The organism is Noviherbaspirillum humi (assembly GCF_900188095.1).
GTDB classification, from domain to species: domain Bacteria; phylum Pseudomonadota; class Gammaproteobacteria; order Burkholderiales; family Burkholderiaceae_D; genus Noviherbaspirillum; species Noviherbaspirillum humi.
The window spans coordinates 32,253-47,989 of record NZ_FZOT01000011.1; the positions used below are offsets into that span (position 1 = coordinate 32,253).

General features: G+C 66.6%; 9 protein-coding genes. 6 read left to right on the top strand and 3 right to left on the bottom strand.

Annotated elements, in window-relative coordinates:
• Window positions 1-189 precede the first annotated feature (189 nt).
• Window positions 190-2,910, top strand: a complete 2,721-nt coding sequence (locus CHB88_RS15475; protein WP_089400247.1) for a putative bifunctional diguanylate cyclase/phosphodiesterase — start codon at window positions 190-192, stop codon at window positions 2,908-2,910.
• A 442-nt stretch (window positions 2,911-3,352) separates the two neighbouring features.
• On the opposite strand, the gene CHB88_RS15480 is transcribed toward CHB88_RS15475, so the two are convergent.
• Together CHB88_RS15480 and CHB88_RS15485 are read right to left on the bottom strand one after the other, a co-directional pair.
• Complete coding sequence (locus tag CHB88_RS15480) at window positions 3,353-6,685, bottom strand: UvrD-helicase domain-containing protein (RefSeq protein ID WP_245844998.1); 3,333 nt, start codon at window positions 6,683-6,685, stop codon at window positions 3,353-3,355.
• Window positions 6,685-9,363, bottom strand: a complete 2,679-nt coding sequence (locus CHB88_RS15485) for a PD-(D/E)XK nuclease family protein (protein ID WP_089400248.1) — start codon at window positions 9,361-9,363, stop codon at window positions 6,685-6,687. Before CHB88_RS15485 ends, CHB88_RS15480 begins: the two co-directional genes overlap by 1 nt.
• Before the next feature lie 314 nt (window positions 9,364-9,677).
• On the opposite strand from CHB88_RS15485, the gene trxA reads away from it, so the two are divergent.
• From trxA to CHB88_RS15510, 5 genes are all read left to right on the top strand, one after another.
• Complete coding sequence (trxA, locus tag CHB88_RS15490; RefSeq protein ID WP_089400249.1) at window positions 9,678-10,004, top strand: thioredoxin TrxA; 327 nt, start codon at window positions 9,678-9,680, stop codon at window positions 10,002-10,004.
• A 138-nt stretch (window positions 10,005-10,142) separates the two neighbouring features.
• Window positions 10,143-11,408, top strand: coding sequence for a transcription termination factor Rho (gene rho, locus CHB88_RS15495; RefSeq protein WP_089400250.1), 1,266 nt, complete (start codon window positions 10,143-10,145; stop codon window positions 11,406-11,408).
• Window positions 11,409-11,608: 200 nt separating this feature from the next.
• Window positions 11,609-11,875 (top strand): type B 50S ribosomal protein L31, encoded by a 267-nt coding sequence (locus tag CHB88_RS15500; RefSeq protein ID WP_089400251.1) that lies wholly within the window; start codon window positions 11,609-11,611, stop codon window positions 11,873-11,875.
• A 259-nt stretch (window positions 11,876-12,134) separates the two neighbouring features.
• Entirely contained in the window at window positions 12,135-13,850 is a 1,716-nt protein-coding gene (locus tag CHB88_RS15505) for an ArnT family glycosyltransferase (RefSeq protein ID WP_089400252.1), read from the top strand.
• A 20-nt stretch (window positions 13,851-13,870) separates the two neighbouring features.
• Window positions 13,871-15,271, top strand: coding sequence for an MATE family efflux transporter (locus CHB88_RS15510; protein ID WP_089400253.1), 1,401 nt, complete (start codon window positions 13,871-13,873; stop codon window positions 15,269-15,271).
• A 22-nt stretch (window positions 15,272-15,293) separates the two neighbouring features.
• On the opposite strand, the gene CHB88_RS15515 is transcribed toward CHB88_RS15510, so the two are convergent.
• Window positions 15,294-15,473 carry a hypothetical protein gene (locus CHB88_RS15515; RefSeq protein ID WP_217900182.1) on the bottom strand — a complete coding sequence of 60 codons (180 nt, stop codon included), beginning with the start codon at window positions 15,471-15,473 and terminating at the stop codon, window positions 15,294-15,296.
• Between the last annotated feature and the right edge of the window lie 264 nt (window positions 15,474-15,737).

A 15,737-nucleotide genomic window follows, 5' to 3' on the forward strand; every position in this document is an offset into this window, starting at 1 on the left:
AATCGTCCCCTGCAGCAGCGATCCCATCGGGTTATCGCTGCACCCGCTTATTGAACTTTCGACACAAGGGACGCGTCTTAACTGGCGATCTGGTCGGCCGCCCCGTTCGCTGCGCAGGCAGCGACGGCATCCGGAAGCGCACCACGACGTCAGCCAGCGACAGGCCTGACCCAAACCGATTTGCCTTCCATGCATCAGCCAGACCGCGAGCAAAATCCCTATGACTCCTATGCGCAGATAGTCAGCATCATCGCAGCGATGGTCGGACTGTCGATCATCATCGGCTGGATGAGCGGCACCCGGGTCCTCACCTCCCTCATTCCCGGATCCTGGACGATGAAGTTCAACTCCGGCGCGGGAATGATCCTTCTCTCGATCTCGCTCTACCTCATCGTCTCCTATCGCGGCAGACGATGGGCGGTCCTGGCTGCCAGCGCCGCCGCCCTGTCGTCCGCGGCGCTCGGCGCGCTCACGCTGTTCGAATATGCCGCCAGCGTCGACTTCGGCATCGACCAGTTTTTCGCCCGCGAAGCGGATCCGTCCGGCGTCCACCATCCGGGACGCATGGCGGCGATCGCGGCGACCCTGTTCGTGCTGATGGGCGGCGCGCAATGGCTGCTGGCGCGCAATGCCCGCTCGCGCTGGGTGGAAGGGTTGACGCTGGTGGCGATGTTCAATGCCATGGTTCCCGCCATCGGCTACCTGTACGGCAAGGCGTCGCTCTACCACATTCCCTACTATGGCACCATGGCCCTGCCCTCCGCGCTGGCGATGCTGATGCTGTGCACCGGCATTCTCGCCGCCCGTCCGCATTCCGGCCTGATGGCACTGATCACCAATCGCAACGCCGGCGGCGTCACCGCGCGGCGGCTGCTGCCGGGCGCCATCCTGGTGCCGCTGGTGCTGGACCGGCTGCAATACTGGGGCCAGCAGGTCGGCTGGTTCGACGCCACCCTCGGCTCGGTGCTGTTCACGCTTTCCACCATCGTCCTGTTCACCATCCTGGTCGGCTGGACCGCCTTCCTGCTGACCCGCATCGACTTGCAGCGCGACCATGCCGAAGCCGCGCTGCAGGACAGCCTGCGCGACCAGGAGCAGCATGTGCAGGCGCTATCGGATGCCAACGCCAGGCTGCACAACGAGATTGCGGTGCGGCGGCAGGCGGAGGACAGCCTGTTCCATGAACATGAGCGCAGCGAGGTGACGCTCAACTCCATCGGCGACGGCGTGATCACCACCGACGCCCATGGCGACGTGCGATACCTGAATCCGGCGGCGGAGCGCATGACCGGCTGGAGCAATGCCGAAGCGAGCGGCAAGCCGATCGGCGACGTGTTCTGCATCATCGATGCGATATCCCGCCAGCCGCTGGAGCGCCCGGTGGAAGAAGCCATGCAGCAGAACGCGGTGCGGGTCGTCACCGACTGCCTGCTGGTCAACCGCGACGGCAGCGAACTGGCGATCAATGATTCCTGCGCGCCGATGCGGGACCGGGAGGGCCGCATCATCGGCGCGGTGCTGGTGTTCCACGATGTCAGCGCCATGCGCGACATGTCGCAGCGCATGGCCTATCTGGCGCAGCATGATTACCTCACCGGCCTGCCCAACCGCTTCCTGCTGAACGACCGCCTGGCGCAGGCGATCGCGCTGGCGCTGCGCCACGGCAAGCGGGCCGCGCTGATGTTCCTCGACCTCGACCGCTTCAAGCATGTGAACGACACGCTCGGCCACGTGATCGGCGACCTGCTCCTGAAGCAGATCGCGGCGCGCCTGAAGGACTGCGTGCGCGAATGCGACACGGTGTCGCGCCAGGGCGGCGACGAATTCGTGATCCTGCTGCAGGAGGTGGCGGATACCATCGGCGCGGCGCGCGTGGCCGCGCATATCCTCGAAGCCATCGGCAAGCCGTATTTCATCGACGATCACGAGATCCACATTTCGGGCAGCATCGGCATCAGCATCTGCCCGGAGGACGGCGAGGACAGTGAAACCATCATCAAGCATGCCGATGCCGCGATGTACCAGGCCAAGGCCGAGGGACGCAACAACTACCAGTTCTTCACGCGGAACATCAGCGAGCGCGCCATCAAGCGCTTCGCCATGGAAGGCAACCTGCGCCGCGCCATCGCCCGCGATGAATCGGCGCTGTACTACCAGCCGAAGATAGAGATCGCCACCGGCCGCGTGATCGGCGCCGAAGCCCTGCTGCGCTGGCAATTGCAGAGCAGCGAGATCATCTCGCCGGCCCAGTTCATTCCGGTGGCGGAGGAAAGCGGCCTCATCATCCCGATCGGCGAATGGGTCCTGCGGCAGGCCTGCCGCCAGAATCGCGCCTGGCAGGAGGCCGGCTATCCGGCCATGCCGGTGGCGGTGAACGTATCGGCAGTCCAGTTCCGGGACAAGCACTTCCTGGAGCTGGTGTCGCGGGTGCTGCAGGAGACGGGGCTCGATCCGTCCAACCTTGAACTCGAGCTGACGGAGAGCGTGACCATGCAGGAGGTCGACACGACCATCGGCCTGATGCGCTCGATCAAGGACATGGGCATCTCCCTGTCGATCGACGACTTCGGCACCGGCTACTCCAGCTTCAGCTACCTGCGCCGCCTGCCGATCGACACGCTGAAGATCGACAAGAGCTTCGTGCAGGACATCGCCACCGACCCGGATGGCGCGGCCATCGTCTCGGCCATCATCAGCATGGCGAAGATCCTGAAGCAGAAGGTGATTGCCGAGGGGGTGGAGACGCCGGCGCAGTATGAATTCCTGCGGCAGCAGGGGTGCGATCAGATCCAGGGGTATTACTTCAGCGAGCCGCTGCCGGCGGAGGAGTTCGAGGCGCGGTTTCTGCGGGAGCAGGTGGCGGGGATGGCGCAGGCGGAGCGGTTGATTGGAGGCGGGGCCCGGCATTGATTGATGGATGCGTGCATTGGCGCAGCAGGGACTTCGCGAAGCACTGCTTCGCGCCTGCGGAGCCCGGTGCGCTTGCAAGCGCATCCGTGGATGAGGTTGAGCAATATAGAATCCCCTCTCCCTCAGGGAGAGGGCTAGGGTGAGGGTGGGTTTCTTCTGCTTATAAAGAACGTTCCTTAAGCACTCCAGAACCCCATCCCCACCCTCAATGCGCTTGCAAGCGCATTCGGCTCCGCAGGCGCAACGCATGCGGTGCGAAACTCATGCTCTGCCCCTCTTCTTGAAAGGGAGGGGCTGGGTAGTCAGGCTTTGGACTACCCCACGGTCAGGCTTGCAAGCCTGACCGGCTCCGCGAGCGCAGAGCAATGCTCTGCGAAACCCTCGCTTCGCCCCTCGCTTCGCACCTAATTTCGCACCTAACTACGCACCTCGCTTCGCCGTGCTACGCATCCATCTCCCACAACCGCCCGTCGTACGTAACCAGCGCCCCCCGCACCCGCATGCCCGGAAACACCGCCGCCAGCGCCTCCCGGTAGCCGGCAAGCTGAACACGATAAGCGGCAAGCTCGCTCTCCAGCACATCCCGCTTGTAGTCCAGCACCCACACTTCCTCCTCGAATACCACGACCCGATCCAGCCGCAGCAGTCTCTCGCCGGAGACGATCTCCATCTCGTTGCGGGCGAAACGGAAATGATCGGGATTGAAGAAGCGTTCCAGTTCAGGCTGACGCAGCATGGTCAACGCATGCCCGCGCACGACGCGTGCCAGCGGTTCCGGACAGGACAGCCAGCGCGCCAGCAGCGGCGTGTCCGGGAGTGACGGCGGCCAGCGGCTGTCGTCGGTGACGCGCTCCATCAGCACATGCAGCGCGATGCCCTCTTCCATCTCCTCGCTGCTCACCTGGCGCCGCTCCTCCGTCGGGGCCAGCAGCGGCGGATTGAACAGCGGCAAGGCGAAGGCGGCGTCCGGCTGGGCGGATGCGGCCAAAGCCGGCGGCGGAAGCGCATCCGGCACCAGCTCCGGCGCGCCGCGCAGCCTGGCGTACCAGCTGTTCTCGATGCTCCCGTCCGGTTCGGCGCCGCGTCCGCCGGCCACGCCGCTGACGATCAGCACGTCCTTGGCGCGGGTCATCGCCACGTACAGCAGGTTCCAGTCCTCCTGGGTCTTGAAGCCCTCCTCCGCCTCGAACAGCGGGTCGCGGGCGATGCCGCGCTCCTGGCGCCGGCCGAACGCGGAGAAATGGCCGGGGCGCGTCGAATCGTGCGGCCAGTCGCACAGGATGCCGAGATCGTCGCGCGCCGGGTCGCTGTGGTTGGCGTCGAGCAGGACCACGATGGCGGCTTCCAGGCCCTTGGCGCTGTGGATGGTCATGATGCGCACTGCGTCGGCGGCGGCATCGATGCTGGCCTCGTCCGGCGCGTCGCTGTCGGCGCCGCGGCGCAGCACCCGCAGCGCTTCGATGAACTTCGGCAGGCTGGGGTAGCGGCCCGAGTCCAGGCCGAGCGCCAGTTCGGTGAAGGCTTCGATATTGCCGATCACCTGGCTGCGCAGCACCGCCGGCACGGTCTGCGCATAGCGCGCCAGCAACTGGCCCTGATGCAGGATCATGTCGAGCAGGTCGTGCACCGGCAGGTGCGGCGCCTGCTCCCACCACTGCCCGAGCAGGCGGCAGGCGCGGCGCAGCGCCTGGCTGCACGCATCCTCCTGCGCCGCCGCCTGCAGCCGCGTCCACCAGTTGCCTTCGGTGCGGCGCGCCAGCAGGATCAGGTCGTCGTCGGTGGCGCCGAAGATGGGCGATTTCAGCGCATGCGCCAGCGCCCGGTTGTCTCCCGGGGTGATGAGGAAAGTGAGCAGCGCGATCAGGTCGGCCACTTCCAGCGATTCCAGCAGCCCGCCGCGCTTGTCGGAGAGGAAGGGCACGCCCGCCTCGCGCAGCGCGCTTTCATAGGCGCCGAGGTAAGCGCGCTTCTTCACCAGCAGCATCACGTCCGACCAGGCGATCTCCTTGCCCTGCTGCGCCAGCGTCTCGCGCGCATGCAGGATGGCGCGCGCCACCGCCAGGCCTTCTTCGTAGCGGCGGCCGTCTTCCTGCTCCTCGCGCGGCGAGTTGAGCGGGTCGCGCAGGGAAGGTGGCACCGCGTCCTTCTCCTCCTTCTTTTCTTCGGCGGCCGGGGCCTGCACCAGCAGCAGGCGCCAGACCATGCCCGCGCTTCCCACGAGCGTGGTCTGCGGCGAGAAGATGGGATTGGCGCGGAAGCTGGCGTTGAGCAGTTCCACCACCGCGCCGGCATTGCGCCGGGTCTGGTTGGTGCGCAGCACCGCCGCGCCGCCGGCGGCCAGCAGTTCGCAGGCGCCGCGGAAGATGCGCGGCTCGGCGCGGCGGAAGCGGTAGATCGACTGCTTCGGATCGCCGACGATGAACACGCTCGGTTTGCCGGCGTCGTCGCCGTAGGCATCCAGCCAGGCGCGAATCACGCTCCACTGCAGCGGATTGGTATCCTGGAATTCATCCAGCAGGATATGGCGGTAGCGTGCATCCAGCCGGCCATGGATGTAGGCGGCATGGGCGTCATCGGTGAGCAGCCGGTAGGCATGCCATTCGAGGTCGCCGAAGTCGAACACCCGCTGCTCCGCCTTCACCGCCTGGTAGCAGTCGAGGTAGGCGGCGCCGACGTCGAACAGCGCCCGGTTCAGCTCGATCACCCGGCGTTCGCAGGCGCGGCTGCGGCAGCGCAGGAGTTCGCGCGCGATGTCTTCGAACTCCTGCTCGAATTGCAGCACGCCGTCTGCGCCGAGCGCCGTTTCGATCGCCTTCAGCATCTGGCCGCGCCGGTGGTCGTTGCCGCGCACGCCATCCTTGTCGTCGCAGAATTCATTCAGCAGCCGGGCGAAGGCTTCCTCGCTGGCGGCGCCGCTCATCACCGTCTCGATGCGCACCGCCCTTTCCTGGTTGCGCTTGGCGCCCTTGCCGAGCAGCGAGGCGATGCGGCGGATGCGGTCGCACAGGCTGTCGTCCTGCCACAGGCCAAGTCGGGCATCGCTTTGCGCATCCTCGCCGCACAATTCCTGCAGCAGGTCGAGCGCGGCGACGTCCACCTGGTGGTGCAGCGCCCACCATTCGGCGCGGCGGTCCATGAAGGCATTCAGCAGGCGGCGCGCGTTCCAGTCGCCGGCCAGCTCATACAGCCGCTTCAGCGCCGCCTTCACCGGCGCGCGCTCCTCCTGGTTCAGCTCCTGCATCAGGCGGGCGTAGGCATCGTCCATCAGCTCCGAAGTGGATTCGGTGAGCTGATAGCCGTGCGGCACCTCGGAACTCAGCGGCGCCACCTGCAGCAGGCGCGCGAACCAGCTGTGGAAGGTATCGATGGACAGGCTCTGCGGGCTGGCCAGCACCCGCTCGTACAGGCCGCGCGCCGCCGGCATCAGCTGCGGCAGCTCCGTCTCGGCCACGCCGCGCTCCAGCAGCAGGCCGCGCAGCGTGGCGTCGTCGGCCAGCGCCAGCTCATGCAGCAGCTGCACCAGGCGCTCGCGCATTTCCTGGGCCGCCTTGCGGGTGAAGGTGATGGCGAGCAGCTCGGCCGGCTCGGCGCCCGCCAGCAGCAGGCGCAGCATGCGCGCCACCAGCAGCCAGGTCTTGCCGCTGCCGGCGCAGGCTTCCACCACCACCGAGCGGCGCGGGTCGCAGGCGGCCTGGATGAAGCCGGCGGCATCAATGGCCGCGCCGTCGGATTCATAGGCGCGCGGCGCCATGTCGGTCTCGTGCGGCTTGCCCATCACCATGCTCCCTTGCGGCACAGACCGCGCACGTCGCAATACTGGCAGATCTGATTGATGCCGCTGGCCTGCAGCGGCGCGCCCTTCGCGATGGCCTGCATGGTGGCCACCAGGCGCTCCTCCAGCAGGCGCTGCCACTGCGCCAGGTCGCGCGGCTCGGCGGTGCCGGCGCGTCCCGGCTCCAGCGCCACGTAGTGCGCCTGGCTCACCGGCAGGTCCGACAGCATGCCGTAGAAGGCGAGCTGATGATCCTCGCCTTCCTTCAGCCTGTCGCGCAGCGCCTGCATGCTGCTGGTCTTGTAGTCGAGGATGGCGCGCTCGCCGTCGGCGTTTTCGTCGACGCGGTCGATGCGGCCATGCAGCGTGATCTTGCCGCCATCCCAGTGCAGGGTCTTTTCATACACCCGCTCGCCGAAGACGAACTGCCAGCCGTCGGCTTCGCGTTCTTCGGCCCAGGCGAGATAGGCCGGCAGCGTCTTCTGCCAGCGGTCGTAGAAGCCGAGCGCGGCGGCGCTGCGGTCCAGGCTCTGGCTGAACACTTGCTCCGTGATGTCGCGCAGCAGCGCTTCGCGGCTCTCGGCCGTTACCTTCTTCGTGCGCAGCGTCTCATGATAGGTGGCCAGGATCCGGTGCAGCCAGTCGCCGTAGTCGCTCTTCTCCGGCATGTCGGACAGCTCGTCGAGCGAGGTCAGGCCGAGCATGCGGTTGGCGAAGAATTGATAGGGACAGGCCACCAGGCTGTTGTAGGCGCTGGCCGACAGCCGCTGCGGCAGCAGGTCGGGCGCCACCGCCGCCGGCGGCGTCACCGGCAATGGCTGCAGCGTCTGCGCCTGCGGCCTGACTTCATGTTTCGGCAGCGCGCCGGCGCCGCCGCGTTCCAGCGCCAGCTGCAGGCGCTCGATCCAGGCGGCGGGCGGATTCGGATCGCCATGCCGCTGCGCTTGCCAGGACAGCACCACCTCGCGATTGGCCGACAGCAGCTCGATGAAGTCGCGCAGCTGCGAGGTATGGCGCTGCTCGCGCGTTGCCAGGCCGAGCTCCCGCCGCACGGCGTTGGCGAAGAACAGGGTCTCGCCCTGCTGCGACGGCAGGTGGTCGGCGTCGGCGCCGATCATCAGCACCGCGTCGAAGCAGCGCAGGCGGGCGCCGGCCAGCTGCAGCATCACCACCCGGCGGTCGGAATCGTTCGGGATGTAGGGCGTGGCTTCCATCTGCATGCCGAGGAAGGCGCGCCACTCGGAGAAGGAAAACATGTGCTCGGCGCGGGCGCAGTGCTGGCGCAGCGCGTCGAGCAGGCCGATGACCTGTTCGCCGGCATGATCGGCGGCGAGCGCCGAGTGCATGCCGAGCGCCTGCATCACCTCGTCGGTGACGGCGATCCACTGCCCGAGCGGCTTCCGGCCGTGCAGCTTGCGCGCCTGCTCCTCCACCTGCTGCAGCAGGGCCTGCGCTTCCGGATGGCGCGAGGCCGCATGCAGCGCCGCTTCCCAGCCGCCGAGCACGTTGGCGCGGCGCAGACTGAGCTCCAGCGCCATCACCAGGTCGGGCTTGTCAGCCACGTCGTCCAGCACGAAGGGCGACTTCAGCAGATCGAGCAGGGCCACCGTCTCGGCGCGGGTGGCGACCGCGTCCAGCAGCGCCGCCAGCGCCGCCGCCGCCCGGGTGGTGGACAGCTGCCAGCCGGTCTCGTCGCAGACGAATACCTTGGCCCGCTCCAGCAATGCCCGCACCCGGCGCGCCGTCATGCGGTCCTGGGCAATGATGGCGATGCTGTCCTTGCCCTGCCGAAGCCAGTCGATCACCGTCTGCGCGCCGCGCGCCGCCTCGTCCTCCAGGCTGGCGGCGGGACAGAGCGACAGGCCGGGCGGCAGCGCGCAAGCCGCCGGCGCGGCGGCATCGTCAAACGCTTCGCGCCAGGCGCCGGCATAGGCCGGATGCACCGCCGCCGCCTGCCAGGCGAGGCGCACCGGCAGCACCGGCTGCGACAGCGCATAGGTGTCGAGGAAGGACTGGATCATGGCGTCCGGCGCGCCGGCGTCTATCCACACCAGCGGGCAGGCGGCTTCATCGGCCAGCTGCAGCATGCGCCGGTAGCGCAGGCCGGCGGCGTCGTTGCCGTCGAGCTGGGTTTTCCACAGCATCCAGACCAGCTGAGCCTCGTCCGACAGCATGCCGCGCGCCGCCGGCGCCAGCTGCTGCAGCGCCGCCTCCCAGATATCGTCCGCATCCTGGTCGCCGGCTTCGAGCACCGGCAGCAGGGCCGTGGTCAACTCGTCGAACAGCGCCAGCAGGGTCTGGGCCAGCGGCAGCAGGTCGGTATTGCGGCGGGCGGTGAACAGGCGCTTGATCCAGGCATGCTGGCGCAGCGCGTCGTACAGCGCCATCAGGCGCTCGCTCGGCGACGGCGGCACCGGCGTCGACGCGTCCGGCATCAGCACGCCGAGCCAGGCGCTCAAGGTGGTCACGCGCGGCGGGATGAAGGCATGGCCGAGCTCCCGCGCCAGCGCCGACTTCAGCTGCTGCGCATGCAGGAAGCTCGGCACCAGCACGCGCAGGCCGGACAGGTCGCGCAGGCCGCCGTCGCGGCAGTCGTCCAGGATGGCGTGCCGCGCCAATGCGGCGGCGACGTCGCGCCAGAAAGCGGCGCCGGGTGGAATCAGCAGGGAGGCATGCAGCATGGAAGTGTTGGCGCTGGCCGTGTGTCGATTGCTAAGCGGATATTGCCTGCCCAGCATTTTATGCGACTCGGCAGGCAGTCTTGCTCTAAATTAACTCAGGCGTTTTCCCCTGCCTACACTTTCCGGGAAAATCGGTTATGATTTGCCAATTCTTCGCTGTACCATCCCTGGCCGTTCCCTTCATCCCGCTTGAAAAGCGCACTGCAGTCTCCACCTGCTGATGACGGTTCCGGTGGCGATGCCTGCCGGATGCCGGCACAGACGATGAGTCAGCAACCCAACTGATCCCTTTTGCCTCTCCTTCGAGGAAAACTATGAGCGAAAACATCAAACACGTCACCGACGCTTCCTTTGACTCCGACGTCCTGAAATCCGACAAGCCGGTGCTGGTCGATTTCTGGGCCGAATGGTGCGGCCCCTGCAAGATGATCGCTCCCATCCTCGAGGAAGTCGCCAAGGATTACGGCGACAAGATCCAGATCGCGAAGATCGACGTGGACAGCAACCAGGCCGTGCCGGCGCAGTTCGGCATCCGCGGCATCCCGACGCTGATCCTGTTCAAGAACGGCGCCCCGGCCGCGCAGAAGGTCGGCGCCATGGCCAAGGGCCAACTGACCGCCTTCATCGACAGCAACATCTGATCTTTCCCAAGCGGCGGCGCGTTCGTGCCGCCGCATGAGCCTCGGCTCCGTCATTCTCAGTTAAAATCCAAACCGCTTAATTACCCCTCGCAGTTCCCTCCCCCACCTTATATTTCCCATCCCGGGACACCCACACTTATGCATTTATCTGAACTCAAGGCACTCCACGTGTCGGCTTTGCTCGACATGGCGATCGGACTCGAAATCGAAAACGCCGCGCGTCTGCGCAAGCAGGAACTGATGTTCGCCATCCTGAAGAAGCGCGCCAAGGCCGGCGAGCAGATCTTCGGCGACGGCGCCCTGGAAGTGCTGCCGGACGGCTTCGGCTTCCTGCGTTCGCCCGACGCCAGCTACATGGCATCGACCGACGACATCTATATCTCGCCTTCGCAGATCCGCCGCTTCAACCTGCACACCGGCGATTCGATCGAAGGCGAAGTCCGCACCCCGAAGGATGGCGAGCGCTATTTTGCATTGGTGAAGGTGGACAAGGTCAACGGCGAGCCGCCCGAGGCTTCCAAGCATCGCATCCTGTTCGAGAACCTCACCCCGCTGCACCCGAACAAGCTGCTGCACCTCGAGCGCGAGATGCGCGGCGAGGAAAACATCACCGGCCGCATCATCGACATGATCGCCCCGATCGGCAAGGGCCAGCGCGGCCTGCTGGTGGCGTCGCCGAAGTCCGGCAAGACCGTGATGCTGCAGCACATCGCCCACTCCATCACCACCAACCACCCGGACACCACCCTGATCGTGCTGCTCATCGACGAGCGTCCGGAGGAAGTAACCGAGATGCAGCGCTCGGTGCGCGGCGAAGTGGTCGCCTCCACCTTCGATGAGCCGGCCACCCGGCACGTGCAGGTGGCGGAGATGGTGCTGGAGAAGGCCAAGCGCCTGGTCGAGATGAAGCGCGACGTGGTGATCCTGCTCGACTCCATCACCCGCCTCGCCCGCGCCTACAACACCGTGATCCCGGCCTCCGGCAAGGTGCTGACCGGCGGCGTGGACGCCAACGCCCTGCAGCGCCCGAAGCGCTTCTTCGGCGCCGCCCGCAATGTCGAGGAAGGCGGCTCCCTGACCATCATCGCTTCGGCGCTGATCGAAACCGGCAGCCGCATGGACGACGTGATCTATGAGGAATTCAAGGGCACCGGCAACATGGAAGTGCACCTCGAGCGCCGCCTGGCGGAAAAGCGCGTCTATCCGGCGATCAACCTGAACAAGTCCGGCACCCGGCGTGAGGAACTGCTGATCAAGCCGGACCAGCTGCAGAAGATCTGGATCCTGCGCAAGCTGCTCTATGGCATGGACGAAATCGAGGCAATGGAATTCATCCTCGACAAGATGAAGGCGACGAAGACCAACGCCGAGTTCTTCGAAATGATGCGCCGCGGCGGCAGCTGATCGCTTCCCGCTTCCCGCATTGCAAAGGCGCGCCGCTGGCGCGCCTTTTTTCTTGCCGGCTTTCCTGGCTGGCGCAGGCGCTTGATTCCATTGTATAATCTCGGGCTTTCAAACCGGACAAGTGACCGGCAACCGGGTCAAGAAGCAGGACAGACCGACGAAGTGCCGATTGGCTACCCAAACTTTATCAAGGCAATATCATGAAAAAAGACATTCACCCGAATTACCGCAAGGTCGTGTTCCAGGACATGTCCAACGGCTTCCAGTTCGTGACCCGCTCCACCATCCAGACCCGCGACACCATCGAGTTCGAGGGCGAGACCCTGCCCCTGGTGAAGATCGAGGTTTCCTCCGAATCGCACCCGTTCTTCACCGGCCAGCACAAGATCGTCGACACCGCCGGCCGCGTCGAGAAATTCCGCCAGAAGTTCGGCAACCGCGGTTCCCGCACCCAGGCCGCCGGCTGATTCACGGCGCCCCGCAAGAAGGCAGCTTCGGCTGCCTTTTTTATTGGCCGCTTCATTGGCCGGGCGCTCTTTCCCCGACCGCCAAAACGCATGCGCGCCCCGGTTGTTGCAATTCGCATCATGTGCTCTTGCCAACGCGAACATCGCACCCGGTTTTCCGGCACAATGAGCGCTCTCGAATAACAGCGTTGCAAGAACGGCAAAGCCCCGGCCGCGCCAGCCGCAGTCAACGCGCCAAGAACAAATCCCGCCGTCCCTCATGAAGCCTGTCCGCCTCCCCGCCTCCGCCACCAATGCGCTGCCGCGCCGGATGCTGTACACCCTCTGCCTGGTCTACATCCTGTCCGGCCTGATCGGGCGCGATCCGTGGAAGGCCGACGACGCCGCCGGCTTCGGCATCATGCTGACCATGGCCCAGGGCGGCCTCGCCGACTGGCTGTGGCCGAACATCGCCGGCCTGCCGATGGCGGAGAAGGGCCCGCTGGCCTTCTGGCTGGGGGCGCTCTGCATCCGCGCCTTCGGCTGGCTGCTGGGCGAGCCGATGGCGGCGCGGCTGGCGCCGATCGGATTCTTCCTGGTCGGCGCGCTGTCGGTCTGGTATGCCACCTACCTGCTCGGCCGCCGGCCGGAGGCGCAGCCGCTGCGCCTGGCCTTCGGCGGCCAGCCGGAGCCGCGCGACTACGGCCGCACCCTGGCCGACGGCGCGCTGCTGATCTACCTCGGCAGCCTGGGACTGCTGCTGCACAGCCACAGCACCAGCGCCGAAGCCTTGTACGTGTCGCTGGTGGGGCTGGCGCTGTTCGCCACCGCCCGCCTGGTGGAGACGCCGTCGGCGCGTCCGGCGCTGCTGCTCGGGCTGGTGCTGGGATTGATGACGCTGACCCGCGGCTGGGTGACCCCGCTGGCGCTGTGGCTGGCGCTGTTCGGGCTGGCGCTGGCGCGGCGCCACGACAATGCGCTCCGATTGGGACTGCTGACCCTGCCGGCGGCCATCGTCGTCGGCGCTTCCTGGCCGCTCCTGGCGCAGCTGCTGCAGCCTTACGGCCACTCTCCCTATGGCGCCTGGATGGCCTGGAACTTACACCTGCTGGCCCTGCCCTCCTGGGAAGGATTGAAGTACCTGCTGCAGAACGTCCTTTGGTTCGCATGGCCGGCCTGGCCTTTCGCCGCCTGGTCGGTGTATGCCTGGCGCCGGCAATCGAGCGCCCCGCACATCGTGGTGCCGCTCACCTTCGCCGTCGCGCTGCTGCTGCTGGCGCTGCTGGGACGCCATTCCGAGGAAAGCCTGATGCTGCCGCTGCTGCCGCCGCTGGCGATGCTGGCCGCCTTCGGCCTGCCGACCATGAAGCGCGGCGCCATCAATGCCGTCGACTGGTTCTCGGTGATGACGCTCACTACCTGCGCCGCCTTCATCTGGATCGGCTGGATCGCCAAGCAGACCGGCTGGCCGGCCCAGCTGGCGCGCAATGCCTTCAAGCTGGCGCCGGGCTTCAAGCCGGAATTCGGCCCGATTGCCTGTCTCGTCGCCGCCGCCGCCAGCATCGGCTGGATCCTCCTGGTGCGCTGGCGCGTGTCGCGCCGGCCGACGGTGCTGTGGCGGGCGGTGGTGCTCTCCTCCGGCGGCGTGATCCTGTGCTGGCTGCTGCTGACCACGCTCTGGATGCCCTGGATCAATTACGGCAAGAGCTACGCCGGCGTTTCGCGCCAGCTGGCGCAGAACCTGCCGAAGTCGGGCTACTGCGTACAAAGCAATGTCGGGCCGGCGCAGCGCGCTTCCTTCGCCTATTTCGGCGACGTGAACTTCGCCGGCATTGAACAGTCACAATGCGACTTCCTGCTCCTGCAGGACAACAACCGCAGAAAAGACGATCTGCGCCGGATCACGCAAGGCGGCCAGGACTGGACCCTGCTCTGGTCCGGCCGGCGCCCTTCCGACCGCGACGAGCGCTATCGCCTCTACCAACGCGTGAAATAGCGTGACATAAGAAGCGGCGGATGCAGCCAGCAGATACCCAACGATCCCCTCTCTCCCGCATTGCGACCCTGGCCTGGCCCATCCTGGTGGGCCAGCTGGCGGTGATCGCCAACGGCGTGATGGATACCGCGATGACCTCGCGCTTCTCCGCCACCGACCTGGCGGCGCTGTCCATCGGCGCCTCGGTCTACGTCAGCATCTTCGTCGGCTTGAACGGCGTGCTGCAGGCGCTGTCGCCCATCATCGGCCAGCTCTACGGCGCCCGCCGCTTCGGCGACATCGGCCCCGAGGTCAAGCAGGGCGCCTGGCTGGCGGCGCTGCTGACGGTGATCGGCTGCCTCGGCCTGCTTTTCCCCCAGCCGCTGCTGTCGCTGGCGCATGCGCCGCCGGAGCTGGCGGACAAGGCCACGCTCTATCTGCGCACGCTGTCCTTCGCCCTGCCGGCCACGCTGGGCTTCCGCATCTATGCCTCGCTCAACACTGCGCTCGGCCGGCCGAAGATGGTGATGGCGATCCAGGTGATCGGCCTGGTCCTGAAGGTGCCGCTGAACGCGCTGTTCATCTTCGGCGGCCTCGGCCTGCCGGCCTACGGCGGCCCTGGCTGCGCCATGGCGACCACGGTGATCGCCTGGGTCAGCTTTCTCATCAGCTTCGCCATCCTGCACACCAGCCCGTCCTACCGGGACTTCAGGCTGTTCGGCGCCGGCTTCGTGCCGCCGCGCGCCGCCGCATTGATGGCCTTGCTGCGGCTCGGCATCCCGATGGGCCTGAGCTACCTGATCGAAGTCACCGCCTTCACCTTCATGGCGCTGTTCATCGCCCGCCTCGGCGCCACCGCCGTCGCCGGCCACCAGATCACCGCCAATTTCGCCACCGTGCTCTACATGCTGCCGCTGTCCATCGCCAACGCCACCAGCACCCTGGTGGCGCAGGCCATCGGCGCGCGCCAGCCGCAGACGGCCAGGCACGTCGGCTACTACGGCATCGCGCTGGCGGGCGGACTGTCGGCGACGCTGGGCCTGCTGGTCTGGCTACTGAGGGGCGTCATCATCCGCGCCTATACGCCGGACCCGGTGATCATTGCCGCTGCCACGCCGCTGTTCGTGTTCATCGCCTTCTACCAGCTGTTCGATGCGGTGCAGGTGACCACCGCCTTCGTGCTGCGCGCCTACCGGGTGGCGGTGGTGCCGACGGTGATCTATGCGGTGGCCCTATGGGGCGTGGGACTGGGCGGCGGCTATGTGCTCGGCCTGAACCCGTTCGGCATCAGTCCGCCCATGCTCCAGGGCGCGGCCGGCTTCTGGATGGGCAACAGCACCAGCCTCGGCCTGGTGGGACTCGGCCTGCTGTGGTATCTGCGCCGGGTGCAGCGGCGTCATGCGCATGCCCCCACGCATGCGGCCGTCACGCAGCCAGGCTGAATCCGCCGGGGCGGAGATTCAATCAGAGATCGGAAGACTGGCGCCGCTCGCCCTCGCCGTTGAAGTTTTCCAGCACCTCCTTGGCGCGTTTCTTCTGCTCCTCGTCCGGATGCGGCACCACGTCCGTCTGCGGCTTGGCGATCTCCTGATTGCCCTTGGAAAAATCGGTCGGATCGTAGTCCGGCGTACGCTGCTTGGTCATCATGCTTCCTTTGAAAAAATGAGCTGATGCCCTTGGGACTGGCCGCGCCGGGTTTTGTTTCTCGCCATCGGCCTTAATCGGGCTTATCCACAGCAAATGTGGCCAGGCCTGTGGACAAGGTGGAGACAAGCGGCCTATGTGCTTGATCCGGAACAAGTTTCCAGCCTTGATCAAAATCATCCTCCGATGTGCGGGCCTGCCGCATAGTCGGGCATGCCGGAGGGCGCAGAACGAAACCTGCATGCGGACGTCAACTGCTTGAGC

Excerpts from the sequence above, each read along its gene's own strand:
- CHB88_RS15475 (WP_089400247.1), top strand. The coding sequence starts at position 190 with ATGCATCAGCCAGACCGCGAGCAAAATCCCTATGACTCCTATGCGCAG.
- CHB88_RS15480 (WP_245844998.1), bottom strand. The coding sequence starts at position 6,685 with ATGGGCAAGCCGCACGAGACCGACATGGCGCCGCGCGCCTATGAATCC.
- CHB88_RS15485 (WP_089400248.1), bottom strand. The coding sequence starts at position 9,363 with ATGCTGCATGCCTCCCTGCTGATTCCACCCGGCGCCGCTTTCTGGCGC.
- trxA (WP_089400249.1), top strand. The coding sequence starts at position 9,678 with ATGAGCGAAAACATCAAACACGTCACCGACGCTTCCTTTGACTCCGAC.
- rho (WP_089400250.1), top strand. The coding sequence starts at position 10,143 with ATGCATTTATCTGAACTCAAGGCACTCCACGTGTCGGCTTTGCTCGAC.
- CHB88_RS15500 (WP_089400251.1), top strand. The coding sequence starts at position 11,609 with ATGAAAAAAGACATTCACCCGAATTACCGCAAGGTCGTGTTCCAGGAC.
- CHB88_RS15505 (WP_089400252.1), top strand. The coding sequence starts at position 12,135 with ATGAAGCCTGTCCGCCTCCCCGCCTCCGCCACCAATGCGCTGCCGCGC.
- CHB88_RS15510 (WP_089400253.1), top strand. The coding sequence starts at position 13,871 with ATGCAGCCAGCAGATACCCAACGATCCCCTCTCTCCCGCATTGCGACC.
- CHB88_RS15515 (WP_217900182.1), bottom strand. The coding sequence starts at position 15,473 with ATGACCAAGCAGCGTACGCCGGACTACGATCCGACCGATTTTTCCAAG.